Genomic DNA, 22,014 nt, shown 5'->3' with positions numbered 1-22,014 from the left:
CGACTTCGCGAGCGGCTAGAAAGGCTGCGAGCACATCCCCGACCGATCAGGTGGCGCCGCTCACTCTCGAGGACAGCCGCCAGCATCCTGCCGCGGCATCGTGCCGACGAGTCCGGAATCGGATCGGGCGGCGAAAGTCACCGCGCGAGGTCGCCATCGGCGAGGAACCCCGTCGCCCACAGCGCGAGTCGTCGCACCAGGTCGCGGTGTCCGGCGGACTCGAACGAGCGCTCATCGTGACCGAGCACATCCACGGCGATCCGCGCGGCGCCCGCGCGACGTACCCACGCGGTCGGCTCCATGCCCGCGATGCCCTCGTGGTCCGCGACGACCCTTGAGCGCCCGATCCGTTGCAGCGAGCAGTATCGCTCGTCGAACACCTCGAAACAGCCTCGCTCCGAACCGTCCTGCGCGAGTTCGCGCACTGACGTGGGCCCGATCGGCGGATGGTGCGAAACTCGTGGCACCCAAATGGCGCCGACGGCCGGCGCCCACTCCGGATAGTCGCGCAGTGACGACACAGCGGAATGCATCGCGAGAACGCCGACCCCGCGGTCGAGTGCGCGTGCGAACGGCGCCGTATCCGGCGTCGTAGCCACGACGGCGTCGCCTGCGGGGGACCGCCAAGGATCGCCAGCGTTGACTACGAGCAGGTCGAATCCGTCCAGACGGGTGAGCGCGCGGTCTACATCGTGATCGATCGATACCAGAAACCCCGCGGCGTGCAAGATGGAGCCGAGCCGGGCGCTGCTGCGCGGGAACGGGTGCCAGGGATCCCCGTAGCGCCCGCTCCCGCTGGCGATGAGGGCTTTCACAGAGGCACTTCAGGCGATCTTCGCCAGATCGGGCGAGGTCACCTCGCCGGCGAGCTCGTCGCTGGTGACATAGCGTTCGACCTCGTCGACGACGGACGAGCCGATACGCTGCAGCTCGTTACCCAGCGAACCCGCCACGTGAGGGGTGAGAGTCACGCCCGGCAATGTGAACAGCGGGTGGCCCGGCGGGAGCGGTTCCGGATCAGTGACGTCGAGGACGGCGCGGAGACGGCCCGACGCCACTTCGGCTACGAGCGCGTCCGTGTCGACGAGCGCTCCGCGCGCGGTGTTGATCAGGACGGCATCGTCCCGCATGAGCGCGAGTTGCTCACGTCCGATCATCCGCCGTGTCTCCGGCAGCGAAGGTGCGTGCACCGTGACGACATCCGAACGCGTGAGAAGCTCCGCGAGGGTCGCCGGCTGCGCGCCGAGGGCGCGTGCCTCCGCGTCGGTGAGCGAGGGGTCGTAGAGAAGACAACGGATGTCGAAAGGACGGAGCAGTTCGATGACGCGCCGCCCGATCCTGGATGCCCCGATGATGCCGACGGTCACGCCGAACGCCCCGAAACGGCCGCTCGGGAGGGACGCCAGGAGGTTCTGCGTCGACGCGAACTCTCGCGACGACTCCAGCGTGCGCTTCACGCTCAGCAAGATCATCGCGAGTGTGTATTCGGCCACGGGATAGGCGTTCGCCTGCGCACAGCTGGAGACACGGATCCCTCGGTCCCAGAGGTCGGGGGTGACGAGACGCTTCACCGAGCCGGCGGCATGTACGATCGCCCGCAGATTGGGCCAATGCGACAGCATCTCCGCATCGAAGCGGGGTGCACCCCAGCCCGTGATGAGGAGTTCGACGTCGCGAGCCCGCGCCGGGATGTCGGTGAGGTCCGCCGTGAGCAGCTCATCGTCCAGGGTGATGTAGCTACGGAGTCTGGCGACGGCATGCTTGTCGAACAGATCGTCGAAGAGGCTCGCCGAGCCTGCCGCGAACATTGCGTGAGGAAGGCTCATCAGCGGACCACGCCTTCAGCAGCAACCTCGTCAACCGTGCCGTCGGCCCACCTCACCGTGATCGATCCCGGTGTGACGTCGAGCGAGACGATCGGGTCGCGGTCGGGTGAACCGGTGCCGAGAATCACGAGTGCAGCGGCAACCTGACCGGGGGAGACCTCGGGGGTCTCGGCCCAGGGAGTCAGCGAGTTGCGCGAGAACGGAGTCGGGATCCCGCCACGGCGGACCCCGCTGCTGTCGACTACGCGAATGCCGATGACACTCGTTCGGATGCCATCGGCGCGCACCGCGCTGCCTGCGGATGTCTCGGCCTCGTGCGGGTCGTCGACGGGAAGTGCCCACCCATCGAAGCGGACTCGCCAGGGGCCGGAGGCGGCCGGCCATGCCGCGTCGGCATCGTCGATCTTCGTCGGATGGGCGACGACCGGAACCGGCTCGTACCAGGCGAGGCGCAGCTCATGGACCCCGTTCACCACTGATGCGGTCGTGACGACGGGTCCGCGACGCATCCCCACCCAGACATCGGAGTCCGGTGTGTGGACGGAGCCTGGCATATCGAGCCAGTGCACCCGCGATCTCGACACCGCGACACGTTCGCTCAGGTGCAGGCGCTCGATCCTGCCGCGATGGGACGGCACGCCGTCGGCGTCGAGCAGCGACGTGTGGCTCTCGCGGGGCCCAATGATGCCGTTCGGCGAGAGATCGGGCGCCGTCACGTTCGAGTACGCAAGGCGCTGATAGAGCGGCTTGTCGGCCCGCGCACCCTCCGGGTGGTGGCGGTCGCCATCGGTGCCGTGGTTCAGGGCGCGCACGATTCCGTCTTCGGTTCGCACAACGATCCAGCCGGGTGCTTCGAGGGCGCGCTGCCTCACAGGCTCGCGTGCGTCCGCAGGAGGTGAGTCGACCCATTCCGGGTGATCGGCCGGCAGCAGCAGACCGAGCAGACCCTTGCTGGCCCAGTACGTCGAGCCTGCACCGGTATAGAGCTGGCGGATAGGCAGGAACTCGCGGTGCCACCCGATCGAGAGGAGGCCGCGCTCATCGACGGCGCCCGCGTCGCGGAAGTACTGCAGGACGCGATCGGCGATGACCCGTGTCTCGCCGCTTCGCAACGGGCCCGCATCGGCGATCGCCGCGGCCCAGAACGGCGCGAGCATCGCGAACCGATAGGTGAGAGAGCGCCCCTGGAACAGCGGAGCTCCGCGTGTTCCGATCAGGTCGACCGCCTGCTCGACATACGCGGCGAGGCGCTCCTTGTGCGTGGCCGACAGCTCCCGCCGCTGGATGCGCGCGTGCAGCAGGGGGTAGACGTGCCAAGCCCAACCCGCGTAGTAATCGAAGTTCTGCTTTGCGCCGACCGGGTTCGCGCCGTCCGAGTACCAGCCGTCGCGGACGTAGAGCCGCTCCTGAATCTCATCATTGCGGTCGAGGTCGGCTTGACTCCACGGACCGCCCACCTCGGCCAGGAACGCCTCGATCACGTTCTGGAACCAAGTCCAGTTGTTCGTGTACCCGGCCGTGCCGACGACGCCTGCGAGATAGTCGATCGTCCGAGCCTGTACCGATTCGTCGAGGCGGTCCCACAGCCAGGGTTTGGTCTCGCTCAGCGCGATCGCGATCGAGGCGGCCTCCGGAACAGACTGCCGGCGCTCGGCGATCGTCGGCCACCTTTCGGCATGGTACGGATCTACTCCGGCGGCCAGACCGCTCGCGTACCGCTCCATCCAGCGTGAGGGGTCGACGCCGTCGGCCCCTCGGACGCGGAATGCGGCCGCGAGGAACGTCCGGGCATAGCCCTCGTGCGCCGTGCTCCAACGGCCTGACGCGCTGACAGGGCCAGGAAGGTCCAGCAAGGCCCCGGACGGTGAGGCGTAGTTCCATGCGGATGCGACGAGTGCGTCGGCGAAGGACTCCCACCGAACGCGGCCGACCCGCGCCGGGTCGACGTCAGTGAGGCCGGTCACTGGCGGGGGGAAATCAGAGTGGTGCGTCATCGTCACAATCCCGATCGTGCACTAAGCTCTGGTGCTCGTTCACGCATCGCACATTTTCGATCACGCTGAACAAGCATCAGGATCCGCAAAGGAGTGGAATTGACTGTGAGCACCTCGCTGCCGAGAGCTCGACACGAGCACATCCTGCGCCACATCGAGCTACACGGAACAGTCAGCGCGACCGGTGTCGCCCAGGAACTGGGAGTGTCGCCCATGACCATCCGACGAGACATGGACGAACTCGAAGAGGCAGGGAGGCTCGTTCGTGTACACGGCGGTGCGATCGCCGCGACCGCACCGCCCGTGCCGCAGTCCGCGCTCACGAACATCGGAGTGGTCGTTCCGGGGACCGTCGGGCACTTTCCGATGATCATTCGTGGCATGGATGCCGCCTCCCATGCGCTGCGAGCGCGTTTGGTGCTGGCCACGTCGCAGTATCACCCGGATGTCGAGCGCAGACAGGCCGAGCGACTGGTCGAGGCCGGAGTAAAGGGGCTCATCCTCGCACCCACCCTGAGGGAACAGACGGAAGAAGAGCTCGCTGAGTGGGTGCGCCAACAGCCCGTTCCGGTCGTCTTCCTGGAGCGCCGGCTGGAATCGACCGCGTTGGCGTCGTTCGACAGTGTGCGCAGCGACCACGCTCGGGGAGCGGTCCTCGCAGTGGAGCATCTGCACCGACTGGGCCACGAGCGTGTGGGAATAGCCCTTCTTGAACGCACCGCGACCGCGCCCCTCATTCGTGAAGGGTATGCCCGCGCTATCGAGCGGCTCGGGATGAAGTCGGCCCCGTATCGTGCACTGCCGAAGCGCGATGAGGAGCACGACGGGCGCTTGGACATCGAACTGGCCGCTTTCATCGACGAGTGCCTCGAGTCCGGGACCACCGCAGCACTCGTTCACACCGATGTCGAAGCCGCGCGAATCGTCGAACTCGCCGTGGATCGTGGGCTGCGAATTCCGGACGATCTCGCGCTCGTCGCGTACGACGACAACACGGCCGCTTTCGCCCTGGTCCCTCTGAGTGCCGTCACCGCTCCACGTCGCGACCTCGGAGGCGAGGCTCTGAGCACCGTGATGCACCGAGTGTCGGAAGCCGGCGACGGCGATCGGGCTCCGCGGAACCTCGCGATACTTCCGCGACTCACCGTCCGAGAGTCCTGCGGCGCGAGAGCTTGAGCGAAATTGTGCGCTTGGTTCTAGATGCACACCATCGTGCGTACATTCATCTCGCACGCCCCTCACTGTGTCCGAGTGGGCGAATGAGGCAACTGAGCAAGGAGGCTCCGATGACATCCCGAGCATTCAAGAGCGTCGGCGCAGCTCGACGGCGCCGTTTCGCTTTGACGGCGGGGAGTGCCCTCGCGATCGGCGCGATGGCGATTCTGACCGGCTGTGCCGGCGGGGGCGAGCAAGAGCCCGCCGCCACCCTCGACCCTGACGAGGAGGTGACACTCAACTTCGCGTGGTGGGGCGACGCCAGCCGCGCCGAGCGATACGAAGCCGCCATCGACATCTTTGAAAAGGCCAACCCGAACATCACCATCCAGACGAGCTTCGCAGGGTTCGGTGACTACTGGACGGCTCGGAACACGGAGGCCGCCAGTCGCAGCCTGCCTGACGTGTTCCAGATGGACCTCGCGTACCTCGCCGAGTACGGCGGTTTCGGCCACGTCGTCCCTCTCGACGACTACTTCGGCGACCTCATCAACGTCGACGCGATCGATCCCTCTCTGGTGGATGCCGGCGCGGTCGACGACGAGGTGTTCGGCCTGTCGTCATCCAGCAGCACGTTGGCCACCCTGTTCAACGGCCCGCTCCTGGAGCAGCTCGGGGTCGAGGTGCCCGAGGGTCAGGTGACGTGGGACGAGTGGGACGAGTTCCTCGCTGAGGTGAGCGCAGCCGGAGCGGCCAACGACCCGGCCGTGTACGGCGGTCAGGACTACACCCAGTACTTCTGGCTCTTCCAGATCTGGCTCGGCCAGCAGGGCCTCTCGTTGATCGAGGATGGCGAGCTCGGGTTCGACAAGAGCGACCTCGTGGACTGGTGGTCGCGCAGCACGGTTCTCAACGAAACCGGAGCCGTCATGCCGCAGGAGCGCAAGGCACAGCTCGACGGTGTCGACGCGCTCGGATCGGGTGAGGTCGCCACCGATGTCAGCTGGGCGAACTTCCTCCCGCGCTTCAGCGAAGGCCCCGCAGCGCCGGAGCTCTCCCTGGTGATGCCCCCGTACGACGATGAGGACAACACCGGAATGTTCCTCAAGCCGGGCCTCATGCTCTCGATTGCGGCAAACTCGGAGCACCCGGAGCACGCCGCCAAGTTCATCGACTTCCTCGTGAACGACCCCGAGGTCGGCGCGATCTTCGGAATGTCGCGTGGTGTTCCCGCATCGCAGACGGCCGCAGACGGCATTGAGGCGACGGAGCTGGACGCGCAGATCCTCGCGTACCAGGAGGAGGTCACCGACAAGCTCGACGGTGCCTCACCTCCGGCCGTCAAGGGTCTGGGGACGCTCGAGCAGACCTTCGTGGCCATCTCGGGAGACGTGTCGTACGGGGTCACCACCCCGGACGAGGCTGCCGATCGCTGGTTCGCTGAAGCCGAGATCGCCCTGGGCTGATGATCAATGTGGACGGCGCGCGGCACCGCGCGCCGTCCACCTGATCCTGGAGACACCATGACTCTTGAAATGACCGCACCAACCGTGGTCGAACCTCCCGAGCTTCCTGCGCCGCCACGGAAACGTCGCCGCAAGTGGGAGGACATCCGCGCCGCCTACGTCTTCCTCGGGCCATGGCTCGTCGGCTTCCTGCTGCTGACTGCGGGTCCGATGGTCGCTTCGCTCTACCTCGCCTTCACCGACTACAACCTCTTCACCGCCCCTGAGTGGGTCGGCTTCGACAACTTCATCCGGCTCTTCAACGACCCGGACTACCACCAGGCGTGGAAGGTCACCGCAACGTATGTGGTGCTCGGAACCCCGCTGAAGCTGGCCGCCGCTCTCGGGGTCGCACTCATCCTGAACGCGACGTTCCGGGCCACGGGCTTCTACCGCTCTGCGTTCTACCTGCCGTCCCTGGTGGGCGCTTCCGTGTCGATCGCGGTCGTGTGGAAAGCGCTGTTCATGGATGACGGTCCGGTCGACAGCATCCAGCAGTTCTTCGGCTTCCCCGCCGGCGGCTGGGTCGGTGATCCCGACATGACCATGCCGATGCTCATCCTCTTGACGATGTGGCAGTTCGGCGGCCCGATGGTCATCTTCCTCGCGGGACTCAAGCAGATCCCGGCGGAGCTGTATGAGGCGGCATCCGTCGACGGCGCCGGCCCGATCCGCAAGTTCGGCGCCATCACGATCCCGATGCTGTCCCCAGTGATCTTCTTCAACCTGCTGCTGGAGACGATCAACGCGTTCCAGATCTTCGGGTCGGCGTTCATCATCTCAGGAGGCACCGGCGGCCCGGCGCGATCGACCCTGTTCTACACCCTCTACCTCTACTTCCGCGGATTCCGCGACTTCCAGATGGGATACGCCTCGGCTATGGCCTGGGTCCTCACGCTGGTGATCGCCGTGATCACAGTGATCTACTTCCGCAGCTCCCGATTCTGGGTGCACTACGCAGGAGACGAAGGACGATGAGCGCAACGCAGCTGCTCGTGACCACCCGGACGAATAAGCCCCGCCGACGCTGGACGGTGCGCGAGGTCGTCTTCCATCTGATCGTGCTGGCGATCCTCGCCGTGATCCTCTATCCGGTCGCCTGGATGCTCTTCTCGACATTCAAGCCCTCCGAGCAGATCGGCGGCACCGCCCAACTCCTTCCGAGCGAAGTCACCTTGGACAACTACACGAAGGCGCTCAGCGGGATCGGGGGCGTGTCGTTCTGGACGTTCTTCCAGAACTCCGTGATCCTGGCCGTTCTCGCGGTCATCGGCACTGTGCTGTCGTCCGCGCTCGCCGCGTACGCGTTCGCCCGGATCAACTTTCCCGGCCGGGCGGTGTACTTCGCCATCATGATCGGCACCTTGCTGCTGCCGTTCCACGTCGTGATCATCCCGCAATACATCATGTTCAACGCGGCCGGGATGGTGAACACGTACACGCCGCTGCTGCTCGGCAAGTTCCTCGCGACGGAAGCGTTCTTCGTGTTCCTGATGGTGCAGTTCATGCGAGGACTTCCGCCAGAACTCGACGAGGCTGCGCGCATCGACGGAGCAGGCCACTACCGCACGTTCTGGGCGATCATGCTGCCGCTGCTGAAGCCCGCCCTGGTGACGAGCGCGATCTTCACATTCATCTGGACATGGAACGACTTCCTCGGGCCACTCCTGTACCTCAAGGACCCGGACCTCTACACCCTCCCGATCGCGCTGCGCCTGTTCGTCGACCAGACCTCGGGAGCCGACTACGGCGCCCAGATGGCGATGGCCGTCCTGGCACTGATCCCCGTGTTCCTCTTCTTCCTCATCTTCCAGCGGTACCTCGTCGACGGTGTCGCCACCCAGGGATTGAAGGGCTGACGGATGGCCACCATCAGCACTCCCGTGGCGAACGCAGGCAAGAAGCCCCGGCGCGGCGGGGCGCGGAGGATCACTCGCGCCCTCTCGGGCCAGAGCCTCGGGCTCTTCGCGGAGACGATCGTGGTGAGCTTGGCGGTCGCGCTCCTGGCCCTGCCCGGGGTGACCGCGCTGCCTGCCATGGCAGCGGGGGCGGCGCACCTGCGTCGCCACGTCGAGGGGGAGACGGACTCGCTCTTCGCCCTCGTCCGCGACTTCTGGCGTGCGCTCCGCGGTGGCTGGGCATGGGGAGTGCTCAGCGCGGCCGGGTTCGCCGCGATCACCATCACCCTGACCAGCCCGATGACAGCCGATATGCCGGGCGGCGAAGTCTTCCGCTGGGTGTCGGTCGCGTTCGGCGCGGTGGCTGCCGTCGTGCTCCTCAGGGCGACGACAGCGTGGCAACCCGACTCGCGGTGGAGCGTACTTGTTCGGACCGCCGCCGAGTCCGCGGCGAGGGACGTACGCGGTTCGCTTCTTCTGGTGCTCGCGCTCGGGCTCAGCTTCCTGATCGTGTGGATGTTCGCGCCGCTGGTCGTTCTTGTTCCAGGGCTGTTGGTGCTCGCTGCGCGGGCCGTGGAGATGCGGACGAGGTGATGATTGCCGCGGCTCGGCGGTCTGCCATCGGTCGCCGGAGAGACAGGCAACTCGAGCACGGGATCGGCTCGAAGGACGTCGGTGCCACCCTGGTCGACGTCGCCCGAGCCGCCGGTGTCTCGCAGTCGACGGCGTCGCGAGTCCTCAACGGCTCAGCACGATCGGTGCTCCCGGAGAACGAAGAACGCGTGCGCGCTGCAGCACAGCGACTCGGATACTCGGTAGATCTCCACGCTCAAGCAACCGCGCGACGCGACTCCACGATGGTCGCGATCGTCGTCGACTCGCTCACCGATCCGGAGTCCATGGAGATCGCGATGGGAATCCATGAGCGAGCTGAGCTGAATGGATACGCGGTTCGCGTCGCCGTCTGCCGGCTTGCGTCGGACGAGGGCCTTGCGGTGCTCCGCGCTGTCCGCGGGGAGAGGCCTCGCGGGATCTTCGTGATCGTGCCCAGAGACAAGACCATCCACGATGCCGTCAAGGCAGAGGTCGTGGAGTACCAATCACAGGGCGGTTCCGTGATCGTGATCGATCAGGCGGTGCGACGAGATCACTGCGCGGAGTCGTCCGGACTATGGCAATACGGTCGCCGCCTCGCCGTACGGATGCTCGCCGAGCGGTCTTCGAGCAGCCGATCCGATCGGAATCTGAAAGGACAATCGTGACAGACCACCCCTCACGCCCTCGACTCGGAATCCAGGGACCCGTCGTCGCATGGCAAGACCCGTGGGCGAAGGAAGAATCGGATGCAATCATGCGGACTGGCACCGGTGTGCGTCTCGACTCACAGGATCCGACGCCGACCGTCGCGGGATACCTCTCCCTACTTCGAGATCTGGGTGCCGACTTCCATGTCCACCACGTCATCCCCGGCCTCCAAGGCCAGGCGCAGATGTTGTACGACTCCGCTCGCGCCGGTCTCGACTTCGTCCTCGGCAACGAGTACGGGAACATCAACGGGCCGTTCGTGCCCGGGACCAACCGCTGGGACGTGCCGGCAGAGCTACTGGAAGATGCTGCGGCGACGGGCGGTCTCATCGGCGTACTCTACGATGAGCCGGAGCACCTCCAGATCAACGCAGATCAGTACCGGAAGGATGCCTTCCACCCGCATTTCGCCTCCACCGACGGGCTCGCGGCAGAAGCGGCCGCCGACCGGGTCGCGGATTCGGCCGCGGCGATCGTTCACGATGTGGACACCGCCACGACAGGTGCGGGTGCCCGTGTCCCCGTGCTGGCGGAGCAGGTGTTCCCTGTCCTCTTCCACACGCTCGCCCGCGGAGGGATGACGCCGACCCCGAAGATCATGAAGGAGTCGTTCCAACCCCTTCAACTCTCGACCGCCCTCGGTGCCGCCCTCCAGTACGGGCGCGACTTCTGGGTGTGTGCCGATCTGTGGGGTCCTGACGTCGGGCCGTGGTTCACCCGCGCGCCGGGTTTCCCCGGTCACGCGCCGGCCGAGTATGCGTCCGCGCTCCGCATGGGGTATCTCTTCGCCCCGTCGCACCTCTTCACCGAGAACATCGATGTGCTCATCCATCACCGGGGCCACGATCGATTCGAGCGGACCGAGTTCGGAGACGTCTGGGACGAGTTCGTGCGCGACTTCATCCCGCGCACTCCTCTCGAATGGAGCTTCGCTGATGCCCGACCGGACATCGTCTTGATCCACGCAGAAGACAGCAACTTCGGACGCGGCACGCTGCCGTTCGGCAATCGCGGCGCCTCCGCCCCACGAGCGTCGAAGAGCGTCTTCGCCGCCTGGCACCTGCTGAGCCACGGATCGATACCGCCGGACGGGAGCTGCATGCACATCGACCGCTACACGTTCCCGCGCCATGCGCTCAACGGCATCCCGCGCTCCACGTTCCCGTTGAGCCAGGGCGCGGAAACCGTCACGCACACGCACCCGCTCTTCCATCCCGTCCGCAACACGCTCGTATTCGACGAGACGGTCACGCCCGACCGTCTGGGGGAGCCAGAGCTGATCGTCGTGGCTGGTACACGGTTGCCCGCACGGACCCGTGACCTGTTGCGACGGCGTGCCGAGTCGGGCGCTGTCGTCGTCATCCCTCGGTGGCTGGCCGGTCCCACAGGTGGAGATCGTGAACGGGTCGGATCGGGCGCCTGGATCGTCTACGACGACCTGCTGCACGACGATGACGCGAAACTGGCGATCTCGACGCACCTCGGTTCGCCCGACCGCTGGACGCAGCGCTTCGGCGACACGGAGGTCGTCTTCGAGGCGGCCGACGCTGACGGAGTGACGCTTCACGCGGAGGCAGTTGCTTCGCGTAGCGCGCGGGTCTGACGCCCTCGCCTGCCAGCAGGCTTGACCGTTCTCGGTACACGCCCCCGATGGTCATCCGTCCGATACGTACGGGCTTGCCTCGTCAGGAGATCGAGGGCGCCTCCCGTGCGATGCGCTGCAGGATGCGGTGCGCGAGCCGCATGAACTGCGCCGTGGCCGGTGAGATGGCGCCGCCCCGACGTGTCACGAAGGCGTAGTGCTCGACGATGGGCGGGTCCAGCGGCGCCCATGAGAGGCCGCGCGCCTTCATGAACGGGCGCCCGACGTGGAAGGAGACCAGGGAGTCCCCGACGCCCTGGGCGGCGAGTTCGAGTGCGTGGGTCTGGAACTCCACCTCGACGATCGGGTGTATGACGGCGCCCTCGCGCTGTGCGCGCTCGGTGAGGGACACACGCAGCGGGTCGTCGTGCGACCACCGCGCCTCGGACAGGATGAGGGGGCGCGAGGCGAGGGTCACGATGTCGATCGGCCCGACTGTGTGCTCTGGGTTCCGCGACACGTACACGGCCTGATCGCGGAACACCGAGGGCGTCAGCTCGAGTTCGCGGTCGTCGATCGGCAGCTGCACCAGCCCGGCCTCGAGCCGCCCCTCGCGCACTTCGTCGGCCACCTCTGACGAGTTGAGTCCGACCACCTGGATGCGCACCGAGGGGTACAGCTCGTGGAACTCGCGGATCAGATCGGTGAGCAGATACAGGTGCGCGCTGTTGAAGGTGCCGAACGAGACAGTGCCCTCTTCGAGCGATCGCAGCCGCCTGCTCCACTCCGAGAACTCCCGCGCATCGCTCAACGTGCGCTCGGCGAGCGGGAGCAGCTGCTTGCCTGCATCGGTCAGAAGCAGTCGTCGTGACGTCCGGGTGAAGAGCGCCACGCCGAGCGAGGTTTCCAGCACACTGATCTGCTCCGAGAGGCTGGGCTGCGCAATGTGATGCTCGGCCGCCGCTCCCGCGAACGTTCCGACACGGGCCGCCGAGACGAAGTACTCGAGCTGGCGGACGGTGGGAAGCGCCATCCTGGGCTCCTTTCTCAAGGTTCAACCTATGTCTACCATCTGAGACAAAGCATTGCCCTGCCTTTTCTGGACTGGTGCACTGGGTTCCCAACAGCGAACAACGCAGCGAAAGGTCGGAACTCACATGCAGGGCACTCAGCGCACCGTCGTCGTCACGGGAGCAGCATCGGGGATGGGGCTGTCCACCGTCCAGACGTTCCTGCGCTCGGGATGGCGGGTCGTCGGCCTCGATGTCGTCGAGAGCGGCGTGGACGGGAGCGAGCCCGGGGCATACCTCTCCGCCGTCGCAGATGTGCGCTCCCGCGATGCCCTCGAGCGCGTCCTCGGGGAGTTGCTGCCGGCCGGCGAGCCCATCCACGCCGTGGCGAACATCGCCGGCGTCTACCCTCCCACGAGCCTCGAGACCTACGACGAGGCGACCTACCGGCGGATCTTCGACATCAATGTGCTCGGCATCCTGAACGTGATCGCCGCGGCCCGCCCCCGGCTGGTCGACGGCTCTGCCGTCGTCAACTTCGCATCGGTCGACGCGTTCACGGTCTCGCCCGGCCAGTTGCTCTACGGCGCCTCGAAGGCTGCGGTCGTGATGCTCACGAAGGCTCTGGCCCTCGAGTTGGCCCCTGCGGGCATCCGGGTGAACGGCATCGCGCCGGGTTGGGTCGCGACGCCGGGAAACGCCGCGACGGGACGGATGGATGCTGCCGCCGCCGGCATTCCGCTCGGCAGGGTCGCACAGCCCGAAGAGATCGCGGACTGGGTGCTGCTGCTCTCCACGCCGAACGCGGTCGCGTTCATGACCGGGGAGACAGTCGTACTCTCGGGCGGGGATGTGATCCGATGAGCGCCCCCGACACGATCGTCATCACGGGTGCCGCGCGCGGCCAGGGCGCCGCCCACGCCGCACACCTCGCACGCGGCGGGACCCGGGTGGTGCTCACCGACGTGCTCGACGAGGAGGGCGAGAACACGGCCGCCGTGCTGCGGGCCTCCGGGGGCGATGCGGTGTACCGCCACCTCGACGTCACCGACGAGGAGTCGTGGGCGGAGCTTGCCGCCGAGCTGTCCGGCGCGAAGCACCGGGTGCGCGCGCTCGTGAACAACGCCGGGATCCTGCGCTACAGCGCCATCGCCGACACCAGCCTCGACAGCTGGCGGCTGCACGAGCGGGTGAACGTGCACGGGGCGTTCCTCGGCATCCGCGCGATCGCCCCGCTCCTCGTGACCGGCGGATCGATCGTGAATGTGTCGTCCACTGCGGCGCTCGTCGGCAGCGCCGGCTATAGCGCCTACGCGGCGTCGAAGGCCGCCGTGATCGCTCTGACCCGTGTCGCGGCCGTCGAGCTCGCACCGCGGGCCCGCGTCAACGTCATCTGCCCGGGAGGCGTCTCGACCGCCATGAACGACGACGAGCCCGCCGGAGGGACGTCTTCGCTCACGCCGCTCGGCCGCCGCGCGCACGCCGACGAGATCTCGCCGCTGGTCGAGTACCTGATCTCGCCTGCCGCGTCGTTCGTCACCGGCTCCGTCTTCACCATCGACGGCGGCCTCACCGCCGTCTGACACGTCCCCGTCCGCCCTCGATCAGAAACCCGCACCACCCGCACCCACAGCACCACCCCCACAGAGAAGAGAACCCGATGAACACCCGCACCTTCCCGCGCCGAATGGCGGCCGCCATCGCCGCCCTGAGCCTCGCCGGCCTCGCACTCGCCGGATGCGCCAACGCGTCGGCATCCACCGTCGATGCGAGCTGCGAGCCCGCCCACGACGGCCTCACCACCTACACCGCCGGCACCCTCACCGTCGGCGTCCCGGAGAACCTGCCCTACACCCAGACGAAGGGGTCTGACGCGGCAGGGCTCGAGATCGACCTCGTCAAGAAGATCGCGGCGGCCGAGTGCCTGAACATCGCATTCGTGCCGATCACGTACGCCAACGGCATCCCGATGATCAGTGAGCAGAAGAAGGCGGACCTGATCACTGGCGGCTGGTACGTCACCGAGGCCCGCGCCGAGCAGGTCGGGTTCACGGCGCCGACCTTCTACGACAGCATGGGCATCATCTCCAAGGACGGCCTCACCACGGTCACCGAGCTGGAGTCCGCCGGCGATGTCGGCAGCGTCGCCGGGTTCTCGTGGGAAGCCGACATGAGCGCCGTGCTCGGCGACCACCTGAAGACCTACCCGGGCACGGTCGAGACCAAGCAGGACCTCCTCAGCGGGCGCATCCAGGCCGCGCTCGACGGCTACGCGGTCGCCACGGTCGCCTACGCGGGCACCGACTACAAGGTCGAGCCGGCCGAGGTCGACGAGCGGATCGCGATCACCACCTCGATGCCGATCATCGCGTTCCCGATCGCCAAGGAGAACTCGGCGCTGTCGGATGCGATCAGCGAGCACATCAACCAGTTCCGTGAGGACGGAACGCTCGAGGAGGTGCTGGCCGACTACGACTTGCCGGCCAGCCTGCTCGTACCGGCCGACGTCGCCGAGACCTCCATCCGCTGACAGGATCCGGGCGCCGGCGAGATGCCGGCGCCCGGCACCATTCCCGAGGAGTCCCCATGAACCCCGGACTGATCACCCAGAGCAACGCGATCGCCCATGCGGGTGTCGAGATCTCGCACCTGTCGAAGAGCTACGGCGACAACCTCGTGCTCGACGACATCTCCATCTCGGTCAAACCCGGCAGCGTCACCGCGCTGATCGGCCCCTCCGGCTCCGGCAAGAGCACGCTGCTGCGCTGCGTCAACCTGCTGGAGACGCCCGACAAGGGCACCATCACCGTCGGCACTCAGACCATCGAGGCCGGCCGCAAGGTCAAGGACCGACAGCTGCTCGAGCTGCGCCGGCAGGTCGGCATGGTCTTCCAGTCGTTCAACCTGTTCCCGCACTTCTCGGTCCTGCGAAACGTCGCCTTTCCTCAGGAGAAGATCCTCGGACGCAGTCGCGAAGAGGCCGAGGCGCGTGCACTGACACTGCTCGAACGCGTCGGCCTGAAGGACAAGGCACACCAGCACCCGAGCCGGTGCTCCGGCGGCCAGCAGCAGCGCATCGCGATCGTCCGGGCGCTCGCTCTCGACCCCCGCGCGATGCTCTTCGACGAGCCCACGAGCGCGCTCGACCCCGAGGTCGGCATCGAGGTGCTCGCGGTGATGCGCGAGCTCGCCGACGCGGGCATGACGATGATCGTGGTGACCCACGAGATGTCGTTCGCCCGCGACGTGGGGGACCACCTCGTGGTGATGGCCGAGGGGCACATCGTCGAGGAGGGTGACCCCGCCCGGATCATGGCCGACCCCCGCGAGGAGCGCACCCGTCGCTTCCTCAGCGCCGTGCTGGATCGCTGACATGCAGGACGCACTCATTGCCGTCCTCATGGGACTGCCGATGACGCTGCTCGTGACGGCCCTGGCCTTCGTGATCGGCGCGATCGGCGGCGTCCCGATCATGCTCGGCCTGCGGTCGAAGTGGGCGCCGCTGCGCGCGACCATCCGCTTCGTCGTCGACCTGATCCGCGGCATCCCGCCCATCGTGTGGCTGTTCCTCATCTACTTCGGAGTGCAGATCGGCTCGATCCGGCTCGACTCGCTCACCGCCGCAGTCATCGGCCTCGGGATCATCTCGAGCGCCTACCTCGCCGAGATCTACCGCGGCGGCTTCACGACGCTCCCACGTGGGCAGGGCGAAGCGGCGGCCGCGCTCGGCCTCGGCACCCGCACCACGTTCGGCAGGATCCTCGCGCCGCAGGCGCTGCGCACCGCGCTCCCGTCGATCACCACGCTCCTGCTGTCACTGCTGAAGGACTCGTCGATCGCCTCCACGATCGGGGTGGCCGACATGGTGTTCGCAGCGAACATGTTCGCCCGTCAGAACCCCGCGACGGCCGGCATCCTGCCGTTCTTCATCGCCGCGGCGGTGTACCTGATCGTCAGCATCCCGATCGCGATCGCGGCGCGACGACTCGATACGCGACTGAGGAAGGCGCAGTGATGGACATCGTCGAATACCTCCCGCGACTCCTGCAAGGACTCGTCGTGAGCCTGCAGCTCACGGTGCTCTCCGTCGTCTTCGGCTACGCGATCGGCCTCGTCTTCGCGCTGGGGGTGAGTTCGGTGCGGCCGTGGCTGCGCTGGCCAGCGCTCATCGTCGTCGAGATCGGCCGCGGCATCCCGGCCCTCGTCGTGCTGTACATCGTGTACTTCGGGCTCCCGGCCCTCGGCATCCTGTTCGAGAACTTCTGGGCGGCCGTGATCGGCCTGACCTTCTCGGCGGGCGCCTACTCTTCCGAGATGATCCGCGCCGGCATCCAGTCGGTGCCGCGCGGGCAGACGGAGGCGTCATCCGCCCTCGGGCTGCCGCGCTCCACGTCGTTCACGCGCATCGTGCTGCCGCAAGGGCTGAGATCGGCGATCCCAGCGCTCATGGGCTTGGCGATCATGTCTTTCCAGGCGACATCGCTCGCCTACTCGATCTCGGTCAACGAACTGATGAGCCAGGCGTACCAGATCAGCAACATCACCTTCGAGTACCTTGCCGTCTACTCGGTCACCGGCCTGATCTACGCCGCGATCGCTGTTCCGGCCACGTGGCTCTCGGTCGGCGTCGAACGCCGGCTCTCGCGCGCGCACGCCTGAACACGCCGGTTCGTGGATGCTGCACCCCGCCGTTCGGGCGGGGTGCAGCATCCGTCTTCCTGCCCTGAAAATGCCATAGGAGAAACCTTTATCTCTCATCAGAGACTGAGTCTTTCCCTCTGCCGCACACGCTCATAACGTCGTTCACAAGCACGAACACCCCAAAACGAAGGAAACGACATGACCCGCTACGCGGTTATCGGTGCCGGCGCCGCCGGCATCTCGGCCCTGCAGCAGCTGCGCCAGGCCGGGTACGAAGCCGACTGCTTCGAGAAGACCGACCGGGTCGGTGGCCACTGGCACACCGACTACGACGCCCTGCACCTGATCACCTCGCGCGACATGACGCACTTCGAGGACTTCCCGATGCCGGCCGGCTACCCGCACTTCCCGCGCCGCGACCAGGTGCGCGAGTACATCGAGTCGTACGCCCGGCACCACGGCCTCTACGACGTGATCCGGTTCAACACCGCCGTCGTCTCGGTCACGCCCATCGCCACCGACGGCCCCGTCGGATCGGCCGGCTGGACCGTGACCCTCGACACCGGCGAGCGCATCGACTACGACGGCGTGCTGGTCGGCAACGGGCACCTGTGGGACCAGAGGACACCCGCGGTCGCGGCCGACTTCACCGGCACGCAGGTGCACTCCGGGTCGTACCGCAACACCGGCGACATCGACGGCACGCGCGTGCTCGTCGTCGGCGCCGGCAACTCCGGCTGCGATCTCGCGGTCGACGCCGCCCAGCACCGCTACGACGTCGACATCGTGATCCGCGAGGGCACCTACTTCCAGCCGAAGTCGTACTTCGGCGTCCCGCGGCAGGAGGTCGCCTGGCTGGCCGAATTCGCGCCCGATGAGCAGGACCTCATCTCGCGGCTACTGGCTCGCGTCTCGATCGGCGAGGCCAAGGACTACCCGGGACTTCCCGTGCCGAAGCACCGCACCCTCGCCGAGGGCAGCACGGTCGTCAACAGCCTGCTGCTCTACTGGCTGCAGCACGGCCGCGTCACGGTGCGCCCCGGCATCGAGCGCATCGCCGGCGCCACCGTGCACTTCATCGACGGCACTGCCCGCGAGTACGACACGATCCTGTGGGCGACGGGCTTCCACTCAAGCCTGCCGTTCCTGGCCGACGAGCTCGTCGAGCGCCGTTACGGCGCGCCGCTCCGCTACGCCGGAGGCGTCGTCCCGAAGGGCCTCGAGAAGCTCTACTACATCGGCATGGCGGCCCCGCGAGGCCCGCAGATCCCGGTCTACGGGGTGCAGGCGAAGCTCGCCATCCGTATGATCGCGCTGCACGAGGCGGCCGACGGCGGCTTCGCCGGCGTCGCGGCGTACCTCGGTGGCCTGCAGGACGACGAACACCGCATCGACATCGTGCGCGCGATCTGGAACGACCAGATGGCCGACACCGAGCGGCTGCTCGACGCTTTCGCCGCCGCCCGCGAGACGGAAGCCCGCGAGATCCGCGAGAGCCACCCGGTGCCCGAGGCGGTGGCGTGATGGACCCGCATGACGCGTCGGCGATCGAGGACCAGTGGGACCCCATCACCGAGGCTGTCGTCGTCCTCGGCTACGACTGACCGACGCCCGCCTGTCAGACCCACCGATCCGATCGATACGAAGAAGGCAACTGCAATGACGCTCACCGCCCCCATCCCGATCATCACCTCGCCGCTCGCCTCTGCGCGGCGCCAGCTCTCGGACGCCGCCGCGTACCTCGAGCTCGACCACGGCCTCTACGAGATGCTCGCCCGGCCCCGCCGGGAGATGACCGTCAGCGTGCCGCTGCGGCGCGACGACGGGTCGATCGTGCTGTACACGGGCCACCGTGTGCAGCACAACCTGTCGCGCGGCCCCGCCAAGGGCGGCATCCGCTTCAGCCCCGGCGTCGACCTCGATGAGGTGCGCGCTCTCGCGATGTGGATGACGTGGAAGTGCGCGCTGGTCGACATCCCCTACGGCGGGGCGAAGGGTGGCGTCACGATCGACCCGCGCTCACACTCGCAGGCCGAGCTCGAACGGGTCACCCGCCGCTACGCCAGCGAGCTGGGCGAGTTCATCGGCCCCGAGCGCGACATCCCGGCACCCGACATCGGCACGGACGAGCAGACGATGGCCTGGATCATGGACACCGTCTCCACCGGCCGCGGCGTCACCCTCCCGGGCACCGTCACCGGTAAGCCGCTGGCGCTCGGGGGATCCCTCGGCCGCGCCGACGCCACGTCCGTGGGCGTGACCGTGGTCGCCCTCGAGGCGCTGAGCTCCTACGGGCTGCTCCCATATCGCCCGACCGCCGCGGTGCAGGGCTTCGGGAAGGTCGGTGCCGGCGCGGCGCGCCTGCTCGCGGCATCCGGAGTCCGTGTCGTCGCGGTGAGCGACCAGTACGGAGCGCTCCACGCTGACGGCGGGCTCGACATCGACGCCCTCGAGACGCATGTCGCCCGCACCGGATCGGTGGTCGGGTTCGCCGGCGGCCAGCCGATCGACGGAGCCGAGCTGCTCGAGTTGCGCGTAGACGTGCTCGCACCGTGCGCCGTGGAGGGAGTGCTGCACGCCGGCAACGCCCACCGCGTCCAGGCGCGCATCGTCGTCGAAGGGGCCAACGGCCCGACGACGCCCGAAGCCGACGACGTGTTCCGCGAGCGCGGCATCGTCGTCGTCCCCGACATCCTCGCGAATGCCGGTGGCGTCATCGTCAGCTACTTCGAGTGGGCGCAGGCGAACCAGGCCTACCGCTGGACGAGCCGCGAGGTCGAGGAGCGCCTCCGGGAACGGATGTCGGAGAGCTGGGCGCACGTGCACACCCAGGCGCAGCGCACCGGACGCTCCCTCCGCCAGACGGCGACCGTGATCGCCGTCGAGCGCGTCGCCGACGCCCACCGCCTGCGCGGCCTGTACCCGTGATCACCATCCCCGCAAGGAGTCCTTCGTCTATGACACCTACCGCCAACGCGCGTGCCCTGCAGCTCATCGATGACGAGCTGAGCGGCGTGATCGGCCATCTCGCGTCCGAGCGCGCGGATCGAATCGCCGCGCTCGCCGCCGAGCTCGTGGGCGCCCGCCGCGTGTTCGTGCTCGGGCTCGGCCGGTCCGGCCTCGCGCTCGAGATGACCGGGATGCGCCTGATGCACCTCGGTCTCACCGTCCACATCGTCGGCGACGCCACCACCCCCGCCATCGGCGTCGGCGACGTGCTCCTCGCCGCGAGCGGCTCCGGCACCACCGGCGGCATCGTGCGCGCGGCAGAGAACGCGGTCTCCGCCGGCGCCCGCGTGGTCGCGATCACCGCGAACGCGGACTCGCCGCTGGCGGCAGCATCCGTCGCCACCGTCGTGGTTCCGGCGGCCGGCAAGCTCGACCGCTCCGGAGCTGCCTCGGCGCAATACGCCGGGAGTCTCTTCGAACAAGCCGTCGTCGTGATCGGCGACGCCGTCTTCCACACGCTGTGGCTCGCCTCGGGCGCCACCGCCGACGACCTGTGGCCCCGCCACGCGAACCTCGAATGACCGCAGCAAACGAAAGGAACCCTATGAAGCTGCAGTTCGCCATCGACACCCTGACCACCGAGCACGCGCTCGCGCTCGCCGCGGCCGCTGCGCCGCACGTCGACATCCTCGAGCTCGGCACCCCGCTCATCAAGAGCGAGGGGCTCTCCGCGATCACCGCCATCAAGCAGGCGCACCCCGACAAGGTGGTCTTCGCCGACCTGAAGACGATGGATGCCGGCGAGCTCGAGGCCGACATCGCCTTCGGCGCCGGCGCCGACCTCGTGACCGTTCTCGGCTCAGCCGACGACAGCACCATCGCGGGCGCTGTCAAAGCGGCGAAAAAACACGGCAAGGGCGTCGTCGTCGACCTCATCGGCGTCGCCGACAAGCCGACCCGCGCGAAGCAGGTCGTGGACCTCGGCGCCCAGTTCGTCGAGATGCACGCCGGCCTCGACGAGCAAGCGCAGCCCGGCTACTCGCTCGACAGCCTGCTGCGCGACGGCGAGGCAGGGGGAGTGCCGTTCTCCGTCGCCGGAGGTGTGAACGTCTCGAGCATCGCCGCGGTGCAGGCCTCGGGGGCGCGCATCGCCGTCGCCGGCAGTGCGATCTACAGCGCCGACAACGTGGCTGAGGCCGCGGCGCTCCTTCGCGCCGGCATCACCGTTTGATCCGGGCGGGGTCGGGTGCGCAGCGCCCGGCCCCGGTCGATGTCAGCATGTGTGCACGCATGTGTGCACTTGCCCATGAAATCCGCGGAATCACACGGAATCCGCCTCGTATCCCGCTTGTCTACGGATCAGACGGTTCAGAAGGCGCTCATTTCAGCCGCTGACCGCCACGCGTCCACTGTCGAAAACTCAGGCATGCAAAAGCCGTTGCCTCCACGCCCACGCTCGGACAGGATAAAACCGGCACTGACCTGCGAAGAAGGAGAGATCATGGCCGGCAAGTACGAGCTGTACAAGGACTCGGCGGATGGCTTCCGATTTCGTCTGAAGGCCGCGAATGGAGAAGTCGTCGCGACTTCCGAGTCCTATGTTTCCAAGTCTGGTGCGCAGAGCGGGATCGAGTCGGTTAAATCGAACGCCAGCTCCCCGGTCGTCGATCTCACCTGAACCCTGAACAGGGTCTATGGCGCGACTGCGGCCGCGCATGCCGCCGCACTCGAACACGGAGTCCCCTGATGGCAAGGACACGAGCCAGCGCAGTCAGGGTGACCCCGGCCGTCGATCTCAGTGACTCAAGGGGCACCTTGCCATGGGCGCTCAGTGTCGAACGAGGTGGCTCGGCGGGGGCTGCGCGTGCCCACAGTTTGCCCACGAACCGCGCAGAACGGCGCCGATCGGCGCGTCTGGAGACATGGCCAGATCCGCGAATTTCCGCGGTTATCGGACCATATCGGGTCGACGGCAGACCCAGGGTCAGTCCTCATAATCGTGAGGTCGCGGGTTCAAGCCCCGCTCCTGCTACAGATCGAAACCCCCGGAACTCCGGGGGTTTCGTCGTGTCAGACCTCCGGCGCAGGAGCTTGAGCACTTCGTCTTGCGTTCCCGAGCCTTCGGCGACGACGCATGTGAGGCTCGTCC

Annotated in this window: 22 protein-coding genes and 1 pseudogene; 19 read left to right on the top strand and 4 right to left on the bottom strand. The window is 67.4% G+C overall.

What is annotated here, in order from left to right:
• Nucleotides 1-137 precede the first annotated feature (137 nt).
• Genes RS82_RS14205 through RS82_RS14195 form a run of 3 tightly spaced genes read right to left on the bottom strand, consistent with a single transcriptional unit; the run spans nucleotide 138 to nucleotide 3,790 of the window.
• On the bottom strand, nucleotides 138-815 hold the full coding sequence (locus tag RS82_RS14205; RefSeq protein ID WP_052676845.1) for a ThuA domain-containing protein: 678 nt from the start codon (nucleotides 813-815) through the stop codon (nucleotides 138-140).
• A gap of 9 nt (nucleotides 816-824) precedes the next feature.
• Nucleotides 825-1,826, bottom strand: a complete 1,002-nt coding sequence (locus tag RS82_RS14200) for a hydroxyacid dehydrogenase (RefSeq protein ID WP_045300497.1) — start codon at nucleotides 1,824-1,826, stop codon at nucleotides 825-827.
• On the bottom strand, nucleotides 1,826-3,790 hold the full coding sequence (locus tag RS82_RS14195) for a DUF2264 domain-containing protein (protein WP_169748706.1): 1,965 nt from the start codon (nucleotides 3,788-3,790) through the stop codon (nucleotides 1,826-1,828). Before RS82_RS14195 ends, RS82_RS14200 begins: the two co-directional genes overlap by 1 nt.
• Before the next feature lie 135 nt (nucleotides 3,791-3,925).
• Between RS82_RS14195 and RS82_RS14190 the strand changes: the two genes are divergently transcribed.
• The 8 genes and pseudogenes from RS82_RS14190 (at nucleotide 3,926) to RS82_RS14160 (ending at nucleotide 11,286) form a co-directional block, all read left to right on the top strand.
• The gene (locus tag RS82_RS14190; RefSeq protein WP_245619615.1) at nucleotides 3,926-4,996 is read left to right on the top strand and encodes a LacI family DNA-binding transcriptional regulator; all 1,071 of its coding nucleotides are present in this window, start codon (nucleotides 3,926-3,928) and stop codon (nucleotides 4,994-4,996) included.
• A 110-nt stretch (nucleotides 4,997-5,106) separates the two neighbouring features.
• Nucleotides 5,107-6,441: an ABC transporter substrate-binding protein gene (locus RS82_RS14185; protein WP_045300495.1), complete on the top strand. Its 1,335-nt coding sequence runs from the start codon at nucleotides 5,107-5,109 to the stop codon at nucleotides 6,439-6,441.
• Between the two features lie 69 nt (nucleotides 6,442-6,510).
• Nucleotides 6,511-7,458: a carbohydrate ABC transporter permease gene (locus RS82_RS14180; protein WP_045300493.1), complete on the top strand. Its 948-nt coding sequence runs from the start codon at nucleotides 6,511-6,513 to the stop codon at nucleotides 7,456-7,458.
• On the top strand, nucleotides 7,455-8,339 hold the full coding sequence (locus tag RS82_RS14175; protein ID WP_045300491.1) for a carbohydrate ABC transporter permease: 885 nt from the start codon (nucleotides 7,455-7,457) through the stop codon (nucleotides 8,337-8,339). The genes RS82_RS14180 and RS82_RS14175 overlap by 4 nt, the downstream gene beginning before the upstream one ends.
• 3 nt (nucleotides 8,340-8,342) lie before the next feature.
• Nucleotides 8,343-8,972: a hypothetical protein gene (locus RS82_RS14170; protein WP_239065591.1), complete on the top strand. Its 630-nt coding sequence runs from the start codon at nucleotides 8,343-8,345 to the stop codon at nucleotides 8,970-8,972.
• Nucleotides 8,972-9,181, top strand: a pseudogene (locus RS82_RS22055) (LacI family DNA-binding transcriptional regulator); the annotation flags it as partial. The gene RS82_RS14170 and the pseudogene RS82_RS22055, both read left to right, overlap by 1 nt.
• Nucleotides 9,182-9,235: 54 nt before the next feature.
• Nucleotides 9,236-9,640 (top strand): type 1 periplasmic-binding domain-containing protein, encoded by a 405-nt coding sequence (locus tag RS82_RS21870; protein WP_245619614.1) that lies wholly within the window; start codon nucleotides 9,236-9,238, stop codon nucleotides 9,638-9,640.
• An 89-nt stretch (nucleotides 9,641-9,729) separates the two neighbouring features.
• Nucleotides 9,730-11,286, top strand: a complete 1,557-nt coding sequence (locus RS82_RS14160) for a hypothetical protein (RefSeq protein WP_211255939.1) — start codon at nucleotides 9,730-9,732, stop codon at nucleotides 11,284-11,286.
• Nucleotides 11,287-11,368: 82 nt separating this feature from the next.
• Here RS82_RS14160 and RS82_RS14155 read toward each other — a convergent pair whose 3' ends face one another.
• Nucleotides 11,369-12,298, bottom strand: coding sequence for a LysR family transcriptional regulator (locus RS82_RS14155; RefSeq protein WP_045300487.1), 930 nt, complete (start codon nucleotides 12,296-12,298; stop codon nucleotides 11,369-11,371).
• Nucleotides 12,299-12,422: 124 nt separating this feature from the next.
• Here RS82_RS14155 and RS82_RS14150 point away from each other — a divergent pair, with 124 nt between their 5' ends.
• From RS82_RS14150 to RS82_RS21120, 11 genes are all read left to right on the top strand, one after another.
• Entirely contained in the window at nucleotides 12,423-13,139 is a 717-nt protein-coding gene (locus RS82_RS14150; RefSeq protein WP_045300485.1) for an SDR family NAD(P)-dependent oxidoreductase, read from the top strand.
• Entirely contained in the window at nucleotides 13,136-13,858 is a 723-nt protein-coding gene (locus RS82_RS14145; RefSeq protein ID WP_045300483.1) for an SDR family NAD(P)-dependent oxidoreductase, read from the top strand. Before RS82_RS14150 ends, RS82_RS14145 begins: the two co-directional genes overlap by 4 nt.
• A 77-nt stretch (nucleotides 13,859-13,935) precedes the next feature.
• Nucleotides 13,936-14,805 carry a substrate-binding periplasmic protein gene (locus tag RS82_RS14140; RefSeq protein WP_045300481.1) on the top strand — a complete coding sequence of 290 codons (870 nt, stop codon included), beginning with the start codon at nucleotides 13,936-13,938 and terminating at the stop codon, nucleotides 14,803-14,805.
• 56 nt (nucleotides 14,806-14,861) lie between these two features.
• Nucleotides 14,862-15,647: an amino acid ABC transporter ATP-binding protein gene (locus RS82_RS14135; RefSeq protein ID WP_045300479.1), complete on the top strand. Its 786-nt coding sequence runs from the start codon at nucleotides 14,862-14,864 to the stop codon at nucleotides 15,645-15,647.
• A 1-nt stretch (nucleotide 15,648) separates the two neighbouring features.
• On the top strand, nucleotides 15,649-16,290 hold the full coding sequence (locus tag RS82_RS14130) for an amino acid ABC transporter permease (protein WP_045300478.1): 642 nt from the start codon (nucleotides 15,649-15,651) through the stop codon (nucleotides 16,288-16,290).
• On the top strand, nucleotides 16,290-16,934 hold the full coding sequence (locus tag RS82_RS14125) for an amino acid ABC transporter permease (protein WP_045300476.1): 645 nt from the start codon (nucleotides 16,290-16,292) through the stop codon (nucleotides 16,932-16,934). The genes RS82_RS14130 and RS82_RS14125 overlap by 1 nt, the downstream gene beginning before the upstream one ends.
• A 180-nt stretch (nucleotides 16,935-17,114) precedes the next feature.
• Nucleotides 17,115-18,440: a flavin-containing monooxygenase gene (locus RS82_RS14120; protein ID WP_045300474.1), complete on the top strand. Its 1,326-nt coding sequence runs from the start codon at nucleotides 17,115-17,117 to the stop codon at nucleotides 18,438-18,440.
• Nucleotides 18,441-18,575: 135 nt separating this feature from the next.
• On the top strand, nucleotides 18,576-19,844 hold the full coding sequence (locus RS82_RS14115) for a Glu/Leu/Phe/Val family dehydrogenase (protein WP_045300472.1): 1,269 nt from the start codon (nucleotides 18,576-18,578) through the stop codon (nucleotides 19,842-19,844).
• A 29-nt stretch (nucleotides 19,845-19,873) separates the two neighbouring features.
• Nucleotides 19,874-20,446, top strand: coding sequence for a 6-phospho-3-hexuloisomerase (hxlB, locus tag RS82_RS14110; RefSeq protein WP_045300470.1), 573 nt, complete (start codon nucleotides 19,874-19,876; stop codon nucleotides 20,444-20,446).
• 23 nt (nucleotides 20,447-20,469) lie between these two features.
• Complete coding sequence (gene hxlA, locus RS82_RS14105; protein WP_045300468.1) at nucleotides 20,470-21,096, top strand: 3-hexulose-6-phosphate synthase; 627 nt, start codon at nucleotides 20,470-20,472, stop codon at nucleotides 21,094-21,096.
• A gap of 270 nt (nucleotides 21,097-21,366) precedes the next feature.
• The gene (locus RS82_RS21120; RefSeq protein WP_084695656.1) at nucleotides 21,367-21,543 is read left to right on the top strand and encodes a YegP family protein; all 177 of its coding nucleotides are present in this window, start codon (nucleotides 21,367-21,369) and stop codon (nucleotides 21,541-21,543) included.
• The last annotated feature ends 471 nt before the right edge of the window (nucleotides 21,544-22,014 follow it).

It is taken from the genome of Microbacterium trichothecenolyticum (assembly GCF_000956465.1).
Lineage (GTDB): Bacteria > Actinomycetota > Actinomycetes > Actinomycetales > Microbacteriaceae > Microbacterium > Microbacterium trichothecenolyticum.
Note: the sequence above shows the minus strand (reverse complement) of the source record. Positions and strands in the feature narration are given on the sequence as shown.